Origin of the sequence: Mycolicibacterium lutetiense (genome assembly GCF_017876775.1) — a bacterium.
Lineage (GTDB): Bacteria > Actinomycetota > Actinomycetes > Mycobacteriales > Mycobacteriaceae > Mycobacterium > Mycobacterium lutetiense.
This window is the reverse complement of record NZ_JAGIOP010000002.1, coordinates 3,551,117-3,569,824: the sequence shown is the minus strand read 5'-3', so window position 1 is coordinate 3,569,824 and position 18,708 is coordinate 3,551,117. Positions and strand designations below refer to the sequence as shown.

Annotated in this window: 18 protein-coding genes; 7 read left to right on the top strand and 11 right to left on the bottom strand. The window is 65.9% G+C overall.

Going from position 1 to position 18,708, the window contains the following annotated elements; all coding sequences use genetic code 11:
- Window positions 1-46: 46 nt before the first annotated feature.
- Both JOF57_RS26470 and JOF57_RS26465 read left to right on the top strand, forming a co-directional pair.
- Complete coding sequence (locus tag JOF57_RS26470; RefSeq protein WP_209922055.1) at window positions 47-1,027, top strand: aldo/keto reductase; 981 nt, start codon at window positions 47-49, stop codon at window positions 1,025-1,027.
- A 20-nt stretch (window positions 1,028-1,047) separates the two neighbouring features.
- Entirely contained in the window at window positions 1,048-1,503 is a 456-nt protein-coding gene (locus JOF57_RS26465; protein WP_209922053.1) for an SRPBCC family protein, read from the top strand.
- Window positions 1,504-1,515: 12 nt separating this feature from the next.
- Here the strand turns inward: JOF57_RS26465 and JOF57_RS26460 are convergent, their stop codons facing one another.
- The gene (locus JOF57_RS26460; protein ID WP_209922051.1) at window positions 1,516-2,964 is read right to left on the bottom strand and encodes an HNH endonuclease signature motif containing protein; all 1,449 of its coding nucleotides are present in this window, start codon (window positions 2,962-2,964) and stop codon (window positions 1,516-1,518) included.
- A 57-nt stretch (window positions 2,965-3,021) separates the two neighbouring features.
- Window positions 3,022-4,386, bottom strand: a complete 1,365-nt coding sequence (locus tag JOF57_RS26455) for an NAD(P)/FAD-dependent oxidoreductase (protein WP_234938973.1) — start codon at window positions 4,384-4,386, stop codon at window positions 3,022-3,024.
- 134 nt (window positions 4,387-4,520) lie between these two features.
- On the opposite strand from JOF57_RS26455, the gene JOF57_RS26450 reads away from it, so the two are divergent.
- The gene (locus tag JOF57_RS26450; protein ID WP_209922049.1) at window positions 4,521-4,739 is read left to right on the top strand and encodes a hypothetical protein; all 219 of its coding nucleotides are present in this window, start codon (window positions 4,521-4,523) and stop codon (window positions 4,737-4,739) included.
- Between the two features lie 52 nt (window positions 4,740-4,791).
- On the opposite strand, the gene JOF57_RS26445 is transcribed toward JOF57_RS26450, so the two are convergent.
- Both JOF57_RS26445 and JOF57_RS26440 read right to left on the bottom strand, forming a co-directional pair.
- On the bottom strand, window positions 4,792-6,162 hold the full coding sequence (locus JOF57_RS26445) for a hypothetical protein (RefSeq protein WP_209922047.1): 1,371 nt from the start codon (window positions 6,160-6,162) through the stop codon (window positions 4,792-4,794).
- A 234-nt stretch (window positions 6,163-6,396) separates the two neighbouring features.
- Window positions 6,397-7,410 carry an AraC family transcriptional regulator gene (locus JOF57_RS26440; protein WP_209922045.1) on the bottom strand — a complete coding sequence of 338 codons (1,014 nt, stop codon included), beginning with the start codon at window positions 7,408-7,410 and terminating at the stop codon, window positions 6,397-6,399.
- Between the two features lie 108 nt (window positions 7,411-7,518).
- Here JOF57_RS26440 and JOF57_RS26435 point away from each other — a divergent pair, with 108 nt between their 5' ends.
- Entirely contained in the window at window positions 7,519-8,493 is a 975-nt protein-coding gene (locus JOF57_RS26435; protein WP_209922043.1) for a quinone oxidoreductase family protein, read from the top strand.
- 3 nt (window positions 8,494-8,496) lie between these two features.
- Here JOF57_RS26435 and JOF57_RS26430 read toward each other — a convergent pair whose 3' ends face one another.
- The 3 genes from JOF57_RS26430 to JOF57_RS26420 all read right to left on the bottom strand — a co-directional run bounded on the left by JOF57_RS26430 (window position 8,497) and on the right by JOF57_RS26420 (window position 10,901).
- Complete coding sequence (locus JOF57_RS26430) at window positions 8,497-9,315, bottom strand: class I SAM-dependent methyltransferase (RefSeq protein WP_209922041.1); 819 nt, start codon at window positions 9,313-9,315, stop codon at window positions 8,497-8,499.
- Between the two features lie 62 nt (window positions 9,316-9,377).
- Window positions 9,378-10,394, bottom strand: a complete 1,017-nt coding sequence (locus JOF57_RS26425; protein WP_209922039.1) for an NAD-dependent epimerase/dehydratase family protein — start codon at window positions 10,392-10,394, stop codon at window positions 9,378-9,380.
- A gap of 6 nt (window positions 10,395-10,400) precedes the next feature.
- Entirely contained in the window at window positions 10,401-10,901 is a 501-nt protein-coding gene (locus tag JOF57_RS26420) for a nuclear transport factor 2-like protein (RefSeq protein WP_209922037.1), read from the bottom strand.
- Between the two features lie 181 nt (window positions 10,902-11,082).
- Here JOF57_RS26420 and msrA point away from each other — a divergent pair, with 181 nt between their 5' ends.
- Window positions 11,083-11,595 (top strand): peptide-methionine (S)-S-oxide reductase MsrA, encoded by a 513-nt coding sequence (gene msrA, locus JOF57_RS26415; RefSeq protein ID WP_209922036.1) that lies wholly within the window; start codon window positions 11,083-11,085, stop codon window positions 11,593-11,595.
- A 4-nt stretch (window positions 11,596-11,599) separates the two neighbouring features.
- Here the strand turns inward: msrA and JOF57_RS26410 are convergent, their stop codons facing one another.
- A complete protein-coding gene (locus tag JOF57_RS26410) occupies window positions 11,600-12,976 on the bottom strand; it encodes a cytochrome P450 (RefSeq protein WP_209923753.1) in 1,377 nt (458 codons plus the stop codon).
- A gap of 78 nt (window positions 12,977-13,054) precedes the next feature.
- Here JOF57_RS26410 and JOF57_RS26405 point away from each other — a divergent pair, with 78 nt between their 5' ends.
- Complete coding sequence (locus JOF57_RS26405; protein ID WP_209922034.1) at window positions 13,055-13,639, top strand: TetR/AcrR family transcriptional regulator; 585 nt, start codon at window positions 13,055-13,057, stop codon at window positions 13,637-13,639.
- Here the strand turns inward: JOF57_RS26405 and JOF57_RS26400 are convergent.
- Entirely contained in the window at window positions 13,616-14,185 is a 570-nt protein-coding gene (locus tag JOF57_RS26400; protein ID WP_209922031.1) for a TetR/AcrR family transcriptional regulator, read from the bottom strand. The genes JOF57_RS26405 and JOF57_RS26400 overlap by 24 nt on opposite strands.
- Before the next feature lie 54 nt (window positions 14,186-14,239).
- Between JOF57_RS26400 and JOF57_RS26395 the strand changes: the two genes are divergently transcribed.
- Complete coding sequence (locus JOF57_RS26395; RefSeq protein WP_209922029.1) at window positions 14,240-14,911, top strand: class I SAM-dependent methyltransferase; 672 nt, start codon at window positions 14,240-14,242, stop codon at window positions 14,909-14,911.
- A 5-nt stretch (window positions 14,912-14,916) separates the two neighbouring features.
- Here JOF57_RS26395 and JOF57_RS26390 read toward each other — a convergent pair whose 3' ends face one another.
- Window positions 14,917-15,456 carry a hypothetical protein gene (locus JOF57_RS26390; protein ID WP_209922027.1) on the bottom strand — a complete coding sequence of 180 codons (540 nt, stop codon included), beginning with the start codon at window positions 15,454-15,456 and terminating at the stop codon, window positions 14,917-14,919.
- A gap of 240 nt (window positions 15,457-15,696) precedes the next feature.
- Complete coding sequence (locus JOF57_RS26385; RefSeq protein ID WP_209922025.1) at window positions 15,697-17,979, bottom strand: hypothetical protein; 2,283 nt, start codon at window positions 17,977-17,979, stop codon at window positions 15,697-15,699.
- Between the last annotated feature and the right edge of the window lie 729 nt (window positions 17,980-18,708).

Sequence of the window (18,708 nt, the reverse complement as noted above, 5' to 3'; positions counted from 1 at the left end):
TCACAACGTCACGGCGCGGCCACCGATTCCCGGGCACACTGGAGCAATGGGAAAATTACAGACCGCACGGTTGGGCGAGCTCGAAGTGGCGCGGATCGGTCTGGGCACGATGGGCATGTCATCCGCGTACGGCAGCGCGGGTCACGACGACGCCGAGTCGATCCGCACCATTCATCGGGCAGTCGACCTCGGTGTCAACCTCATCGACACCGCCGAGGTATACGGCCCGTATGTCAACGAGGAGTTGGTCGGGCGGGCGTTGCAGGGCCGACGCGACAAGGTCGTGCTCGCGACCAAATTCGGGGTGATCTCCCATACCGGCCGCGAGGGCACGGACAGCAGCCCGGCCAATATCCGCACCGCGGTCGAGGGCTCGCTACAACGTCTGGGCACCGACCACATCGATCTCTACTACCAGCATCGTCTGGACCGCTCCACGCCGATCGAGGAGACGATCGGGGCGCTCGCCGAGCTCGTCGCCGAAGGCAAGGTGGGCCACATCGGCTTGTCCGAGGTGGGCGTCGAGACAATCCGGCGTGCCCATGCGGTCCATCCGATTTCCGCACTGCAGTCGGAGTACTCGTTGTTCACCCGAGATCCGGAGGACGGGGTCCTTGAGGTGTTGCGCGCGAACGGCATCGGCTTCGTCGCCTACTCGCCGCTCGGCCGCGGGTTCCTCACCGGGCAGATCCGATCCGTGGACGATCTGGCGGACGACGACAGCCGTCGGGACAATCCTCGATTCACCGGAGAGAACTTCGCGGCAAATCTGCGCCTCGCCGACGAGGTGCGGGCGATCGCTGACATCTCGGGTGTGACGCCGGGGCAGGTCGCGCTCGCCTGGCTGCTGTCCCGCGGCCCCGACATCGTGCCGATCCCCGGAACCAGGCGGGTCGAACGACTGGAAGAGAACATTGCCGCCGATGCCGTGACTCTCACCGCCGACCAGCTGTCCAGCCTGGACAACCTCGCACCGGCCGCCGGTGACCATCACAGTGCGGATCAGATGCGCATGCTCGACCGGTAACCCGGGGCTACGATCGGCCCATGACCGCGCCTGTGAAAGCCACCGTGTCGATCGCCGCCGATCCCGCTGCGGTGTATGCACTGATCACCGACCTGCCCACGCTGGCTTCCCTCGCCGAAGAGGCACACGCGATGGAATGGCAGAAGGGCAATTCGGCTACCCCCGGATCGATTTTCAAGGGACACAACCGCAGTGGTTCCAAAGCCTGGAGCACCGTCTGCACCGTCACCGACGCCGAGCCGGGCAAGACGTTCGCCTTTGACGTGAAGTCTCTGGTCTTCCCGGTCGCGCACTGGCGCTACGACATCGTCGCCTCCGACGGCGGCTGCACGGTGACGGAGTCCACCTGGGATCGTCGCGCAGGCTGGTTCAAGAAGGTCGCGGGATTGGCCACCGGAGTCGCCGACCGTGACGGCGCCAACGCCGAGCACATCCAGCTCACCCTGCAGCGGCTGAAGCAGCGCGCCGAAGGTTGATGCCCACCCCGCTCAGAAGGGTGGGGGTGGTCCGTATTCTTCGGCGAGCCAGGCTTGGTAGTGGCGTTCGTATTCGAGGTCGTTGTTGAGTTCGGCTCGTAGGCGTCGTTCTTCGGCGATGCGTTCTTGGTGGTCTTGTTCGCGGGTCCGTGTGCGTTTGGGCATCATCGCGGCACGGTTGGGGTGCGGGGCTTGGGGTTCGGGGAGATCCACCTCCCCGGTCGGTTGCCCCAGGACGGGAAACAGGGCAGAACCGTGGGGTTCGGTGGTGTAGGTGTGCCCGGTCGGTGATCTGAATTCGACTGTGCCGTCGGGGAATTGACGGTCGGTCCAGCCGGGGCAGAACGTTTTGACCAAATGATGTGCCCGGCAGAACAGTTTGGTGTTCGACGGATGCGTCGGACCTGCCGGCCAGGGTGCGGTGTGGTCGATGTCGCAGCGTTCAACGGGGGCGTCACAGCCGGGGAACCGACACGTCAGATCCCGCCACCGGATGAACTCCGAGAGCGCCACCGACGGGCGGTACCCCGGCTCGGCCGCCTCACCGGATTCGGTGGGTTGGGCGGGCACCACCACTGGCTTGAGTGTGGCGTTGGCGGCCAGGTCGCGCACCGATTCGGCGGGCAGGATCCCGTACCCGGGTAGATACCCCGGCGCGTCGCTGGTGCCGTCGAGGGTGGCCGCATCGGCCAGCACATGGACCATTGCAGCGTTGGCTGCGGCCCGCTTCTGGGTGGCCGGGCAATCGTCACGACCGCACCGGCATGGCAGCTGTGATTCCAGCCGGGCCAACGGTCCCACCGCATCGGCACGACGCTGCTCACGGGTGCGGGGATCATGCTCACACACCGTGGCCGCCAACGCATCCAACCGTTGATTGAGCGCGGCCCCGTCTTCGGCGTGGACGTTGGCCCACAGCGAGGTCATGCCCGGGCTGCTCGGTTCGATCTGCACGAACCGTTCCTCGTTCACATCCGGGGGAACCCGCACCCCGTTGGGGTCCAGTTTGGCGATCCACTGATCCACCCGGTCGCGTAACTGGCGTTCAGACAGCCGCATCCACCGATACGCCCGGGCGGCCAACTCTGCATCCAGCCCGGCCCACACCGCGCCATCCACGATGCCGGTGCGGGCGATGATCACACACACCACCCGATAGTCGATATCCCCGACCGCGAACCGGGCCGCTACCAGCGGCAGTTTGTCCCGCAACACCCGGGCGCGATGGATCTGGGTGCCGGCCCGGCCCCGGCTGATCCGCATCGCCGCCGAAATCTCGGCGGCCACCGCCTCGAACGGATCGGTGGTCCAAAAGATCGACTCGGCCAACTCACGTTCCCGCAGAGAATCCAACGCCCCGATCGCCGAAAGCCGACCCGCGATCGCCACCGACTCCGCCCGCGCCCCAGCACTGACCGCGTCGATCAGCGCCGCACCGGAACCCGACTCGATGTCGAACATGTGTTCGATTATGCCACAGGTGGGTGACACTCGGGGCGCAAATCCAGACGGCCAGGGCTAGTGCGGCTTGCGGGCGATGACGTCGGCGATACGGGCCATCGGCGAGGTCTGGGCGCGTCCGCCGGCCTCGTGCCGGTCGGCCAGTTTGTAAGCGACGTAGAGGCCGCGCACCCCGAGCCAGCGCAGCGGCTCGGGTTCCCAGTTGCGTGATCGGTGCCCGACCCACGGCAGTTCGGTGATCGCGGTATCGCGACCCAGGACCAGGTCGGCCAGGGTGCGCCCGGCGAGGTTGGTCGCGGTGACCCCGTGCCCGACATAGCCGCCGGCCCAGCCCAGTCCGCTGGCCTTGTCCAGCACCACTTCCGCTTGCCAATCGCGCGGCACGCCCAGCACCCCGCACCAACCGTGGGCTATCGGCACGTCCCGCACCTGCGGCAGGATCGAGTGAAGTACGTCGGTGAGCAGCCTGACCGTGCGGGCAGGCACCTGCCCGTCGACATCGGTGCGGGACGCGAAACGGTAAGGGACGCTGCGTCCGCCGATCGCGATGCGGTCATCGACGGTGCGCTGGGCATAGAAGAAACCGTGGGCACTGTCCCCCACGGTTTCGCGCCCGTGCCAACTGATTTCGTTCCACAACGCGGCCGGAATCGGGTCGGTCGCGATCATCGAACTGTTCATCGGAAGCCACCTGCGGCGCAGGCCCGGCAGAGCCGAGGTGAAGCCCTCGGTGGCGCGCAGGATGATCGGGGCCCGCACCGCGCCGCTTGTCGTGATGGCGCGGCCCGGCACGATTTCGGTGACCGGGGTGTCTTCGTAGATGGTTACGCCGTGGCGTTCCACCGCCTCGGCCAGCCCACGAGCCAGTCGGGCCGGCTGGATCCGGGCGCAATGCGGGTTGTGGTATGCCGACACCACGCCGTGGAAGCGAATGCGTTCGGCAGCTTGGCCTTTCGTGAGTTCGGTGACGTCTTGGTTCCAGCGGCGTTCCTCGGCGACGGCTTCGGCGAGCCGGGCAGCCTGGGCTGCGTTGCGGGCGATCTCCAGCGTCCCGCCCTTCACCGCCCCGGCGTCGATTCCTTCGCGGTCGGCCACCGCGATGACCTCGTCGACGGCCTCGTTGAGCGCTTCCTGCCAGGCCAGCACCCGGTCGCGTCCGTGCTGGGCGGCCATCCGGTGGCGATCGCCGGGCACCAGACCGGACAGCCAGCCGCCGTTGCGCCCCGATGCGCCGAAGCCGGCGAACCGCGCCTCCAGCACCGTGATCCGCAACGACGGGTCGGCTTGGGCAAGGTAGTAGGCGGTCCACAGCCCGGTGTATCCGGCGCCGACGATACAGACGTCGGCGTCGCGGTCCCCGGGTAATGCGGACCGAGGCGTAGGCAGTTCGTCGAACCAGTGGGAGACCCGACCGTTGACCATGGTGGACACCGCTGGATTCTGCCTGAACATACTTCTTTCTGCCATGCGCCGATCAATTTCTGCCACCGGAAATTACCACCCTGAGCTTGCGGTTTAGACAGTCATAACCGGCATGAGACAGGAAGAAGCAGGAAATGAAGAAGTTCGGATTCGCCGTCATCGCCGCCAGCGGACTGGGCGCAGCCGTCCTGGGCCTGGCCGCACCGGCCGTGGCTACTGAGCCCGCTCACGTCGCCGCCCCCAGCAGCGTCACCATCTCCGCGGGTGTCGACCACCTCGACTGGCTGAACCGGATCCACCCCAAGGCCACCGCACCCAAGGTGGACAACACAGTTCGGCACAGCGGCCGCTGACATCTCGACAGCAAAGAGGGGCAGCCCGGAAAGGGCTGCCCCTCTTCGATTGTCAGTGACTCTTACCCTCGCCGCCCGACTTCTTGCTCGGCGCATCCGACGCCGAAGAGTCGCTACGGTCACCGGTCTTGGCCTTGACCTTGGCCGTCACCTGGGACTTCAGCTTGGCCGCCAACTTGCCGGCCGGTGTCGCCTTCACGTGCGGCTTGAGTGCCGACCCAACCTTGTCTTCCGTCGGCGAATCAACCTTTGCAACAGGCGATTTGATAGCGACGACGTTATCCGCCGGGTCCGCTGCGAGCTTGGTGGCAACGCGCGGTGCGTCATCGGTGGCGGTATCGGTGGCAGTATCGGCCTTGACGTCGAGCGTCACCGCGTTGGTCACCGATGTTGTCAGTGCGGGCACCGACGCCGGATCCGAAGCCGCGTTGGCAGCGGGCGCTTTCGCGGTGAGGGCCGTGGGAGCCGGCAAGGTGTTCACCGTGGCTGCGGCTCCGGCCGGAAGACCCAATCCCGCACCGATCGCGGCAACGAGCTTGTCGACGCTTTCCGACAGGGACGCGAACCCGGCATCCAAGGTTCCTCCCTTGAAAATGTTCTGCGCTCCGGGCGCAACGATGCCTGCCGCAATCAGCTGAGGAATCCGGGTGGTCAGCTGGCCGAGGAGCCCGGTCGGGCTCAGCAGGCCCCCGGTCGGGTTGTTGAGCACATGGTCCAGAGTCAAGCCAGGAATGTTTGCTACATTGCTCAGCGCGCCCAACGCGTCACCCTCTTTGGCGGAGTCAACCGCGCCCTGCAGTCCTTCAGCCACAGCTGCGCCAGCGCCGAGGAATGCCGCGAGTCCCGCCGTGCCGACCGCACTCAAACCACTACTGGCCAGCACCTTTACCGCTGCAGCCATATTCGTCAGCATGTAGGCCGGAATGTTGGCGATGTTGGTCAGCGGCGCGACCAACAGGAATCCGGCGGAGACCAGTTTGCTATGAATGGACCTCCAGGCCACCTCGATATTGCCCTGTTGAATGTTGCTGACGAACGCGTCAATGAACGCGGGGTCAGTCAGTTGTCCCGCGATCCGGTCGATGGTGGTGATCTCGGATGCCAACGACGTGGTGACGATGGTGGAGTATCTGAGCCAGTTGGCGACGACCTGCTGCGCGAGCGGGGCCGGCCGTGCCTGCCAGTTGTTGGCGACGGTCTGCACGTTGGCGGCGGTCGTCTCCAGCGCCTCGATCAGGGTCTCCAACGGGTTCACCTGCGCCACAAGCTGTGTGGCCGCGGTGCTCACCTTCACCGGATCCGGGAGCTGAGTCGCGTGCGGCATCAACCCGATGGATGCTGCGGCGATAGCAGTTGCGCCGACCAGTGCGATGCGCTTGGAGTTGCGTTGATCTGAACTGTTGGGTTGTACAGCTACGTACATTGAGCGGCTCCTTGCCGACCGAGGGGTGATGTGACGGGGACAACATACTCCCTAGTTACCGGTCAGTAACACTTGGTGCCAGAAATGCGATCTGCACCATCATCCATCGATGCAGGTCAGAGAGCTAAAAATGCCGGAGAAAATTTCTTTCGGACGGCGCCGTGCTCCCAGCGGATTCCCACCCGACGGCAGATCCGCGCCCGTGAACCTGCAAGCCCGCTTCAACTTCGCCCGTCAGCAAACTTCATGATCGAGCCGCCACGTACGCGGCGTGACCCCGAAGCGCTGCCGGAACCACCGGGTGAAGTTCCCCGGCGTGGAGAACATGAGCATGACCGAGATGTCGGTGAGCGAGTTGTTGTGATTGGTCAGCAGGTGTTTGACGAGGTCGACGCGGGTGGTGTCGAGTAGTTCCGTGAATGTCGTGCCGGCGCTTTGGAGTTGACGGTGGAGGGTTCGACGGTTGGTACCCAGGCTTCGGGCGACATGGTCGATGGAGCACCGCCCTGCGGGTAGTAGTAGTTCGATGACTTCCCTTGTGCGACTGACGATGACGGCGTCCGTCGGGTCGTTCCGCGGGTTGAGTAGCTGTTGGGCGTACGGCAGAAACTTGGGATCTGCCAGGACGTTGTTGGTGTCGAGGTCAGCTGAGCGCACCACGATGCCGTTGAAATCGCAGTCGAAGCTCACATTGTCGCCGAATATCCGGCGATGCCGGCCGGTGTCGGATGGCTGGGGATGGCTGAAGCAGGTGGCCACCGGACGCCAGTGCTCTCCCGCCAGGTCGGCCAGTATCCGCACCAACGAACCGGCGACCAGTTCGATGGATTGCCTTGGCGGCCTTGCGGTCCCGAGGCTCAACGTCAGGCGGATGGTGGTGACCTCGTCGGCTTCGACCACTCGGATCTGGAGGGCTTCGTTGTACATGTGGTTGTACCGGATGAGCGTCTGCATCGCGTCGCGCACAAACGGTTCGTCCCTGATCACCAGGCTCAGCGGTCCGAGATTGGCCAGATGACGGTTCTCGGCCAGGCGCAATCCCACGTCACTGCTGTCCGAAGATGCCGCGGCGCCCTCGAGCACATCGGCGACCGCCCTGGCGGGCACCCACCGGTCCGGTTGAGTCATGCCCATCGGATCGAGCCCGGATCGCGCGAAGAGTTCTTCGGCATCCACCCCGATCTCGCTGGCCAGGTCCAAGAGCCCATTGAGCGCGGCGTACCGCGCGAGGGGCTCACGCTCTTCCATCCGACGACTCCAAATGATCAGAAAATTGTCTCTTGAGGATAAGTATTACCACCCACGCCCGGTCTATGGTCATTGCTGGATCGGCACCTGACAGAAGGGCTCTAGCTGGTGGCGTACGGTGTGCGGTTCACGGAGACAGGCGGCCCAGAGGTGCTGCGCTGGGAAAAGTGCGCTGTCGGCGACCCTGTCCCCGGTCAGGTCAAAATTCGTCACGTGACGGTTGGCCTCAACTTCGCGGACATCTATTTCCGGACCGGCTTGTACCCGGCGCCACTTCCGTCGGGCATCGGTGTCGAGGCCGCGGGTGTTGTCGAAGCCGTCGGTGCAGACGTCCAGGATTTCGCCCCTGGCGACCGAGTCACCTACACCGGCAGCCCGTTGGGCGCCTACAGCACCGAACGCGTGATGCCCGCTGAGCATCTGATCGCCCTACCCGACGACGTTGATTTCGACGCCGCCGCGGCATCGACGATGCGCGGATTGACCGCCGCGTACCTCCTGAAACGCATCTATCCGCTTCGGTCCGGTGACACGGTGCTCCTCCATGCCGCGGCCGGAGGTGTCGGGCTGTTGTTCTGCCAGTGGGCACATCTGTTGGGTATCAAGGTGATTGGCAGCGTGTCTTCGGACGAGAAGGCTGCCGCGGCCATTGCCCACGGCTGCGACGAGGTTGTCGTGCATACCCGGGAGAACCTCGTCGATCGGGTCCGCGAGCTGACCGATGGGCGTGGCGTGCCCGTCGTCTATGACAGTGTCGGCGCCGCCACGTTCCACCAGTCACTGGATTGCCTCGCTCGGCGTGGTCTCCTGGTGTGCTTTGGCACGGCGTCGGGCCCGATCCCTCCGATTGACGCAATGCAGTTGGCCGCCAAGGGATCACTGTTCGTCACCCGCCCAGCCCTGGCCGACTACATCGCCGACCCGGCCGACCGCGCCGAGCTCGCCGGCGAGTTCTTCGGGCATGTTGCCAGCGGCCGCATCGCAGTCCCCATCAACCAGCGCTACCCGCTCAGCGAGGCCGCGCACGCGCATCGCGAACTCGAGTCGGGTAGCAGCATCGGCTCGTCAGTGCTGCTCCCCTGACGCTCAGAAGGCGTAACGGTGATACTGCGCCATGTACCGCAACACCGGGACCGGCTTCATGACGGCCAGCATCATCCGGTAGTACCAGGGCAGCCGATTGAACACCGGATCGTCGAACGGCGATATTCGGGACAGCAGCCTGGTGCCCGGCACCGCGCGCAGGATGTCTTCGGGGCTGTTGACGGCCCAGTGGAGTTTGGCCCCGGAGCGGCGTACCACGGTGTTGCTCCACTGCGATTTGATCCCGAGCGTGTTGAACACGTCGAATTGCAGTTCCCCGGAAGGAAATCCGTCGACGATTCGTCGCAGCAGTGCCACCCCGTCGTGTTCGGTGAGGTACATCGTGAGCCCCTCGCCGAGCATCAGGGTCGGCCGGTCGGCCGGAATGTCGCGCAGCCAGGCCGGGTCGGTCACCGAGGCCGCGATGACGTGATAGTGCTCGGCCGAGGGGTACAGCTGCTCGCGCAGGTGCGCGACGTCGGGGTAGTCGATGTCGTACCACTCGACTCCCGGCCCGGGCTGCAGGCGGAAGTACCGACCGTCCAGTCCGCACCCCAGATGCAGCACCACGGCCTCGGGATGCACGGCCAGGAATTGGCGTGTCCAGCGGTCGAAGTGGGCGCTGCGGGTGGTCACCGAAGGCGACGTCGCCTCGGTGATCGACGTGCGGCTCCAGTCGTAGTCGATGCGGTCGGCGATCTCTTTGGCCAACTGGTCACCCAGGATCGGGTTGGGCATCCCGGCGTCGAGCGCCTTGGCGTAGAACGTCGCGAGCATGGTCTGCGGCGCCCCGGTGAGGTCGACTTTCAACTTGTCGGTCATACCGCCAGGTTAGGCCGCAATACGCTTGCCGCCCAGTGGCTTAACACCCCTCGGCGTGGTGTTCAGCTGCCGTTGCGTGCCCGTTTGGCCGCGCGCAGGCCCACCCAGAACTTTGCCGCCTCGGCGATCGATTCCTCGACCGGTCTTGGCTGCCAACCGAGTTCACGCACGGCCTTGGAGTGGTCGACCTCGGCTTCGGCCCGCATGAGCCGCAGGGATTCCAGCGACAACCGCTCATCGGTGCCGCGCAGCTTGCCCTTCAGGGTGCCTGCCGCGGCCAATAAGTAGGCCACCGGCAGCGGGAGCGACCGTTGCGGGGGTGCGATGCCGGCAGCCTCGGCGGCCAGTCGGGCCACCTCGGCGTTGCTGATCATCTTCTCCGAGATCAGGTAGCGCTCACCAGGAACGCCCCGGTCGGCGGCGAGCAGCATCGCTTTGGCCGCGTCGTCGATACCGACGGCCTCCAGGTCGATCCCGCTCATCACGAACGGCAGCTTGCCGAACGCGGCACCGGCGATGATCGCGCCGTGCGGGGTCCGGCCCCAGTCACCGCTGCCGTACGTGGTGGACACGCACATCGCGACGGCGGGTAGCCCGCGTTCGCGCGCGTACTGCAGCACGAGCTCTTCGGCCTGCACCCGCGAGCGCACGTACGGCGTCACCTTCGACACGTCGACCACGTCGTCCTCCGAGGAGCGCTTTCCGCGCTTGCGTCCGACGGTGACGTAGCTGCTGGTGTAGACGAACTTGCGCAGCCCGGGGACTTCCACGGCGACGTCGAGCACGTTGCGGGTGCCCTCGACGTTGGTACGGAACAGCGGTGCCGGGTCACGCAACCACCCGCGGGCGTCGACGACGCAGTGGTAGACGACATCGCAGCCGGTCATCGCCTCGCGCAGGGCCGCGGTGTCGAAGACATCGCCGTGAATCCGCCGCACCGGCAGGTCGTCGATCGAAATGGTGTTCGCGCCTGCCCGGACCATCGCCCGGATCTCGGAACCGTCGTCAGCTGCGACCAGTTGCCGCAGTACATGCGAGCCGAGGAATCCGTTGGCCCCGATGACCAGCTTCGCGCTCATACCCGCTCAGCCGCCGAACTTCTTGAGCCACGCCTCGGCCTCGTCGGTCAGCGTGCCGAGTTCGGCCGCCTTGCGGCACCACTTCCGGGCCGCGGAGGCGAACCGCAGCGGGTTGTACACGTCTTCCTGCCGTGACCACAGGCCGTCGCCGGCGTAGGTCAGGATCGAGATGTTGGTCGCGGTGATGATGGTGCCGTCACCGGGGTCGCGCATGGGGTTGTCCAGCTCGCAGATGATGCGCCCGGTGGGTTCGTCGATCACCGACCACAGCGACGGGAACGACGTCATATAGCTGCCAGGGAAGGTCGTCATGGTCTTCCAGATCCAAGGCCGTACCTGCTCGCGGCCCTTCATGGTGCCCACCGCGTGCTCGATGTAGTCGACGTCGACGGTGTAGTGATCGGCCCAGATGTCCCAGTTTTTGGTCTGGGCGGCCCGGTCCACCGTCTGCTCGAACGTTTCAAAGGCAGCGGCGAGTTCATCGCGGCTGAAAGACCTGCTCGTCACCCCAAAACTAGAACACGTTCTACCCGGCTTTGTCGAGGCCCTGTCACTCCTCCGTCAACACCTGACGGGCCACGTTCGTCGCGACTGAACGATTCGATCCGGGTCAGGTGGGGGTCGACGAGCACTGCGGTTACAACTACACGCATGACCACCACGGTAAACACGGAGCACAATGGGGCACATGGGTAACTCTTCGACCGCGATCCTGGCCGGCGGCTGCTTCTGGGGGATGCAGGACCTCATCCGCAAGCAGCCCGGAGTCGTCTCCACCCGGGTGGGCTACACCGGTGGACGCAACGATCACCCGACGTATCGCAATCATCCGGGCCACGCGGAGGCCATCGAGATCGAGTACGACCCGACTCGCACCAATTACAGGGCGCTGCTGGAGTTCTTCTTCCAGATCCACGATCCGTCCACCAAGGACCGGCAGGGCAACGATGTCGGCACCAGCTACCGCTCGGCGATCTTCTACGTCGACGACGAGCAGAAGCGCATCGCGCTGGACACCATCGCCGACGTGGACGCGTCGGGATTGTGGCCGGGCAAGGTGGTCACCGAGGTGACCGCGGCGAGCGATTTCTGGGATGCCGAACCCGAGCACCAGGACTACTTGGTGCATTACCCGAACGGGTACACCTGCCACTTCCCGCGCGCGGGCTGGAAGCTGCCCAAACGCCAGACCGCCGGATAGCTGGTCAGCCTCCCAGCGGCGTGGCGCGGCGATGCACGACGATACGCCCGCCTGCCGCCGGGGTGTAGGCCACGCCGCGGGAGTGAACCTTCTCGCCCCGTGCGGTGGTGGTCTCGATGACGAAGTGCCGCAGGATGGTTCGCAGCACCACATCCATCTCGACATTGGCGAACACCGCTCCGACGCAGCGGCGGGTACCGCCGCCGTACGGTAGCCACCCCAGGTCGGGCCGGCTTCCGACGAATCGCTGCGGATCGAACCGGTCCGGGTCGCGGAACTCCTTCTCGGACTCCTGGATCTGTGAGAGAGCCACGATGATCGAGTGCCCGCGTGGTATCTCCCACTCCCCCAGCCGGATTGACGGTGCGTAGACGTGGCGGCCGGAAAAGTCGATGACGGTGCGGTTGCGCTGCACCTCCAGGATGGTGGCCTGACGGTATTCGTTGCCGTCCGTGGCCGCCTCGGCCACCAGTTCGGCCAGCACCTGGGGATGACGGCTGATCCGCTCGAAGGCCCAGCCGAGAGTCGACGCCGTGGTTTCGTGTCCGGCGGCCAGCAAGGTCAGCAGCTCATCGCCGATGTCCTTGCGGGACATCGCCGATCCGTCTTCATACGTGCTCCGCAACAGCAACGCCAGAATGTCGTCGCGCTGGTCGAAGTCCGGGTCGGCTTGGACTTTGTCGATCAACCGATCGATGACGATGTCATACTTCCGGCGGTAGCTGGACAGCCGGCCCCACGGACTGAACCGCCCGTAGCTGCGGGACGGGGTGGGCAACACGACCAGGCGCGAGCCCAGAGTGACCCAGGGCGGGATGATGCGGCGTAACTCGTCGAGTTGTTCGCCGTCGGCGCCGAACACCGCGCGCAGGATCGCGTTGAGGGTGATCCGCATCATCGGTTCGAGTGTCTCGAACTGCTGGCCCTGCGGCCAGTTCGCCGATTCCCGCAGCGCCTCTTCCTCGAAGATCGCCTCGTAGTTCTTGATGCTCTTGCCGTGGAAGGGCGGGGTGAGCAGCCTCCGGCGGCGACGGTGATCGGTGCCGTCGAGGGCGAACACCGATCCGGATCCCAGGATGCGGCTCAAGTTGGGCTGAATGTTGCCGACGTCGTCGGGGCTGGTCGCAAAGAGTTGTTTGGCCAGTTGGGCGTCGGCGACCAACACCGTGGGTCCGAAGATCGGGAGTTTCAGGCTGAAGACATCGCCTTGACGGCGGGCGATCTGTTTGATGACGCTGCGCCTGGCCAGGGCGAAGCCGAGGGCCTGCAGCGGCTTCGGTAACCGCGCCGGTGGCGGTATGCGGCCCGGCGCAATGCTAGGGGTGGACTTCTCGGTGGCCTTCTCAGCTGCTGCCAGCTCGGTCATACCATCTCCAGCCAGTTTTGGTACCGATCGGTACCATCGGGTTATGGGGTACGGTACTCCCAGGTACCAGGCGAAGCAAGGGGGTCAGCCACGATGACCTACCGGCTGCGGTTGCTCGACGGGCTCACCGCCGCGATCAACGACAAGGGCTATCGCGAGACCACGGTGGCCGACATCGTCCGCCACGCCCGCACGTCCAAGCGCACGTTCTACGACGAGTTCGGCACCAAAGAGGACGGCTTCCTCGAGTTGCTGCGCGCCAACAACGTCGCACTCGTCGAGCGCATCCAGACCGCCGTCGACCCCGAGGCGGCCTGGCCCGACCAGATCGGGCAGGCCGTGGGCGCCTATGTCGACCACATCGCGTCCGCCCCGGCCATCACGCTGAGCTGGATCCGCGAACTGCCCGCACTGGGCAGCAGGGCCCGGCCGCTGCAGCGGGCCGCGTTGCGGGAACTGACCGATCTACTGATCGAACTCAGCGGCAGCGCGGGCTTCCGCCGCGCCGGCTTGCCGCGGCTCACCGAGCCGATGGCCATCATCCTGCTGGGCGGGCTGCGCGAACTGACCGCGCTGATCGTCGAGGACGGCGGCGACATCCAGGAGATCTACGGACCCGCAGCCGCCGCATCGACGGCGATCATGACGGCGAATTCAGCCCAGCACCAACCGCGCTGACTTCTCCAACCGCTGCGAGATCGCTGCGTAGGACTCGTATCCCATCCCGGCCCACACCAGCGTGCCGGTGTAGAGCAACTCGAGCGCCTCGATCACATCGAGGTTCACGTCGGGTCCGAGTGCGGCGACCAGCCGGCCCCGCACGTCGGCGCCGATGCGCTGCCGCAGCGCATCCACGTCGGGGTCCTTGCCGAGCAGGGCGTTGGTGACCGCTCCGGCGAACTCTGGCTCGTCGGCCACCAGCGATGCGACGTGCTGCAGCACATCGACCACCCGCGTGGCCGGGTCGGCCGATTCGTGCGCGACGGGCGGCGCGGCGGAAAGCCTGCGCCAGAACACCTCTGCGACGAGGTGTTCTTTGGAGGAGAAGTAGGTGTAGGCCGTCGCTGCCCCGACCCCGGCCTCGGCGGCGACCCGGCGCACGGTCAGTCCGGCGAATCCGTCCCGGATGATCAGCTGCAATGCGGCCCTACCCAGGCGTTCGACAGTATCTGCCTGCCGTGCGCTCAGACGGCGGCGCGTCGACTCCAGGGCCGTCTCGGACACGTGTCCGGACGCTACTACAACCGCCGGTGGCCAGCAACGGTAGGTTGGGCATCCATGAGCACCGCCGACACCGCCCTGCCGCCCCGCGCCGAGCGCCTGTTCACCCTCGCCGAGCAGGTCACCGGCTTCATGCCCGCCGACGAGGGCCGCGCCCTCTACGACGCCGGGGTGCGTTACCTCGACGGTGGGGTCGGTGTCGAGATCGGCACCTACTGCGGTAAGTCGACGGTCATGCTGGGCGCGGCCGCGCAGGAGACCAACTCGGTGCTCTACACCGTCGACCACCACCACGGCTCGGAAGAGCATCAGGCCGGCTGGGAGTACCACGACACCACGATGGTGGATCCGGTCACCGGACTGTTCGACACCCTGCCGACGATGCGGCACACCCTGGACGCGGCCAGCCTGGACGAGCATGTGGTCGCCATGGTCGGCCGCTCACCCGTGGTGGCCCGGGGCTGGCGAATGCCGTTGCGGCTGTTGTTCATCGACGGTGGCCACACCGAAGAGGCGGCACAGCGCGACTTCGACGGTTGGGCCCGCTGGGTCGAGGTGGGCGGCGCGCTGATCATCCACGACGTGTTCCCCGATCCCAACGACGGTGGCCAGGCGCCATTCCAAATCTACCAGCGCGCACTGGCGACGGGAGCCTTCGACGAGGTCGTGGCGATGGGGTCGATGCGGGTGCTGGAACGGACGTCGGGCGAGCCGGGGCTGCTGGACTAGCTCGTTTACTTGCACAGCCCTTCGATCCGCTCGGTCTCGGTTTGCGCCTTCTGCAGCAAGCCGGACTGGTCGGGCGCGTCGTTGCCGATGCCGGCCAGCGCGTTCACCGCAACCGTCTGCAGGGTCCCGGCGAATTCCTTGACCGCATCGTTGAGGTCGCTGGGCGCGGCCGGATCGATATTGTCCAGCAGATAGGTGCCACCGCCGAGCATCGACAACCGGGCATTGGCCGCGACGGCCTGCCCCGAGGCGGGATTGTCTTCCGGTTGGGTGTGCGTCTGAATGGCGACCCCGGACGCGACCTTCTCGAAGTTGTCGCACGTACGGGTGCGCGCGGCGCTCACCTGCTCCGAGGTAGGAGGGGCCGCGGCGACCTCATTGGATGCCTCGGGCTTGTCCAGTAGCGCCCAGATCGCGACACTGGCCGCGGCCAACGCCGCCACCAACGCGACGATCGCCACGACGATAGGGGTGCGGCTGGACTCTGGGTCCGGCGCTCGTGAGGTCGAGCGTGCGCGAGTTTCCTGACCACTTAGTTCCGACATAGGCGCGATGCTAACAGAGGAACTGGCTGAATCTTGGTTATTTGCAATGGATTTCGGCGCTTTGTATCACTATAGGTCAAACACGCTGATCCACAACACAATCCACCCCCTCCGTAGGGATCGGGAGGGGGTGGATCGTTGTCGTCCTGACTGAGCTAGCTTGAGATCACTATGCCGAAGTCACGACTGGTTGTGGTGGGTTGCGCTGACCCACAGGTGTTTTGACCGTGTTGGGGCCGGTCAGAGGCCGCCTCCGGCGCCACCCTTTCCACCGGTTCCACCCATTCCGCCGGAGGGAGCGCTAGGTCCGCTGCCGGCCTTTCCGGCCTTGCCGGGACGTTTGCCGCCGAAGCCCGTGCCTCCGACGCCGCCGGTGCCGCCGGTCCCGGCGGGTTGGGAATTGGAGCTTGTGCCCCCGGTGCCCCCGGTGCCCCCGGCGCCGCCCGCGCCGCCGTTGAGTCCGCCGGCACCGCCCTTCCCGCCGGTGCCGCCGTTACCGGTGTGCGTGGTGGCGACGGCACCGCCGGCACCGCCAGTGCCGCCGGTGCCGCCGGTGCCGCCGGTGCCCAGGATTCCGGTGCTGCTACCGCCCTTCCCGCCGGTACCGCCGGTGCCCTGGATAGATCCAGCTACGCTGCCGGTGCCGCCTTGCCCGCCGGTACCGCCCTGGCCGAACACCTTTCCACCGCTGCCACCGTCACCGCCAGTACCGCCAGTCTTGCCCCGAGCCACTTGACCGTTGCCACCCTTGCCGCCGGCACCGCCGTTGCCGACCACGGCGATGGCGTCACCGCCGCGGCCACCGGCAGCGCCCTCCCCGCCGGTGGCGGCGCTGCCGTTCGCGCCGGCACCGCCGGTGCCACCGCTGCCGAACACCGCGCCACCGTTACCACCGTCACCACCGGTGAGGTTGCTGGCGTTGCCGACACCACCGGTGCCACCGTTGCCGAGGGCACGAGCGTCACCACCAGCGCCGGCACCGAACCCACCGGTGCCACCGTTGCCGGCGAACAAACCACCCAGACCGCCCGTACCGCCAGTCCCTGTCGCACCGGCTGCCCCGCCGGTGCCACCGTTGCCGAACACCCCGGCATTGCCACCGCTACCACCGTTGCCGGTGCCGAACCCGGCCCCTCCAGCACCACCATTGCCGAAGATGCCGCCCTTACCGCCGACACCACCATTGAGATGCTCAAGAGTGCCCGCACCGCCAACGCCGCCATTGCCGATCAGACCGACGCTGCCGCCGGTCCCACCGCCAAAGCCGTTGCCACCCTGACCGAACAACATCCCGCCGCTACCACCGTTACAGCTGGATGCGCAGTCCCCTTCCACCGTGCCGTAGCTGTAGCCCTTCCCGATCAGGATCCCGGCGTTGGGGTTCTCAGCAGTCCCGTTACCGATGAACATCCCAATCAGTCCACCGCCCCCCATGTCGAACCCGCCAAGATTCACACCAGCCGGCCGGTCGGCCACCCCACCACCGACAGCCGCGGCCAAGGGCGCCACACCACTACGTGCCGCCGAGGCCGAAGACGCCACGTCACCCGACAGGCTCAGCTCTTCGACCTGTTCCTCCGGGGCGAACGCAGCAAAGGCGCCTCCACCGATCAACCCGCTCAACGCATTACCGGCCACATTCAGCATTGCCTGTGGCAGGCCCTGCAACCCTGCCGTGATACCCGCCGGGATGGCCGCGAACTCTTCGGGCGTGGGCCACTCGGTGCTTAGTTGGGTGGCAAAATCCTGCATCGCCGCCTCCACCGTGCCCCCGGTCGCAATGTTCTGTGCGCCCGGGGCCATGATCGCCGAAGCCAGTCCGCTGGGCAGCGTCTGCGCGAACGCACCTAATATGCCGCCACCAGCGATGATGTCGTTGGCCGGCCCCAGCAGACCCCCGACTTGGTTCACCCCGTTGAGGACCGCGTTGGTCACCGCGGCAGGCAGGTCAACCACAGCAGCAACCGTCCCCAACCAATTACCACCGCTGGCTTGGTCGTAGATGGCCTGCATGGCGGAACCGACCGCAGCGGTGACCGCGGGAAGCGTCCCCATCAGTGCCGCGGCCCCCAAAGCGGTCACAAAAGCGCCCGTGACGTAGGTGGCCGTGGCCGACAGGCTGGCCACAACGTGCTGCGGGATCACCAGCGCAGACTGCATCGGCATCAACACCTGATAGAACAACGAGAAGGTCGCGTTGTTCACACCGCTCATGAACGCATCGAAATCACCGGAGTCCAACGCGGCGATCGCGCTCTGCATGATCGCCGGGAAGTTAGTCCCGAAATACCCCACCGCAGCATTGGCCGCCGACTGAAACGCACCTACTTCAATCGAGGCGTACTGGATCAGATTGGCAGCCACCTGCCGCAACAGAGGCGCCGGCAACGCCCACATTCCCTGCCCCACCGCATACACGTTGTTCGCCGAGTTGATGGCGGTGTTCAGCACCGTCTGCAACGGGAACGGTGCCGCGACCAACCCGACGTCCAACTCCACCACAGGAGCGCGCAAATCACTCATATTCGAATCAACGGGACTGAGTGGGCTCAGAGCTATCGCACCGGCACCAACAAGCGCGGTGGTAGCGGTGAGATATGAACGGACGGACATTTCCACTTGGACTTCTCCTTCTAGACCTAGATGACGTTGAACATTGGTGGGGTTGGCTTTTTCCGAACTCGATGCCGATGCTCGGACCGACGGGCGCAATGTAATCCGGCTTTCGCGCCGATATGAACGTCTTTCTGAAACGTGCTCTGGTGTCGAATTGTGCACTTACACACGCATTTTCACCGAATGTCGGGATGTGAGGATGGCAGGCGGATCGCCTTCTTGACGCCTGCCACCTTGTTGCCGTCGGAAATGCCTGCGGCGCCGCGGGTGCCAGATCCGCAGCAGTTCAGCAACGTTGACCGCGGCAACGGGTCTGCGCCCAGGACATGTCGCTCGGTGTTGTCGGCGGCGCTCGAAGCGGGCGGAATACTTCAACAGGGGAATTGCTACCGCGCATCCTCGCCGCGCGGCATTCTTCGTCTGCGCGGTAGCCGCGTTCGGTCCCGGTGGAGGCCTGAGTGGCACACCGCCATTCGATGTCGTCGTACTCGTAGGCCATCATTCGTGCGCTCCAAAGATTTCAGTGTCGCGGCGCGGGCGGTGCGGGCGGTGCTCAGCTGTGTGCATCTACAGGTTCTGAGGGTTCGGACGGTTATGCACCTGATCTGGCCACAGCTCCGCGAACCGCTACCGCGA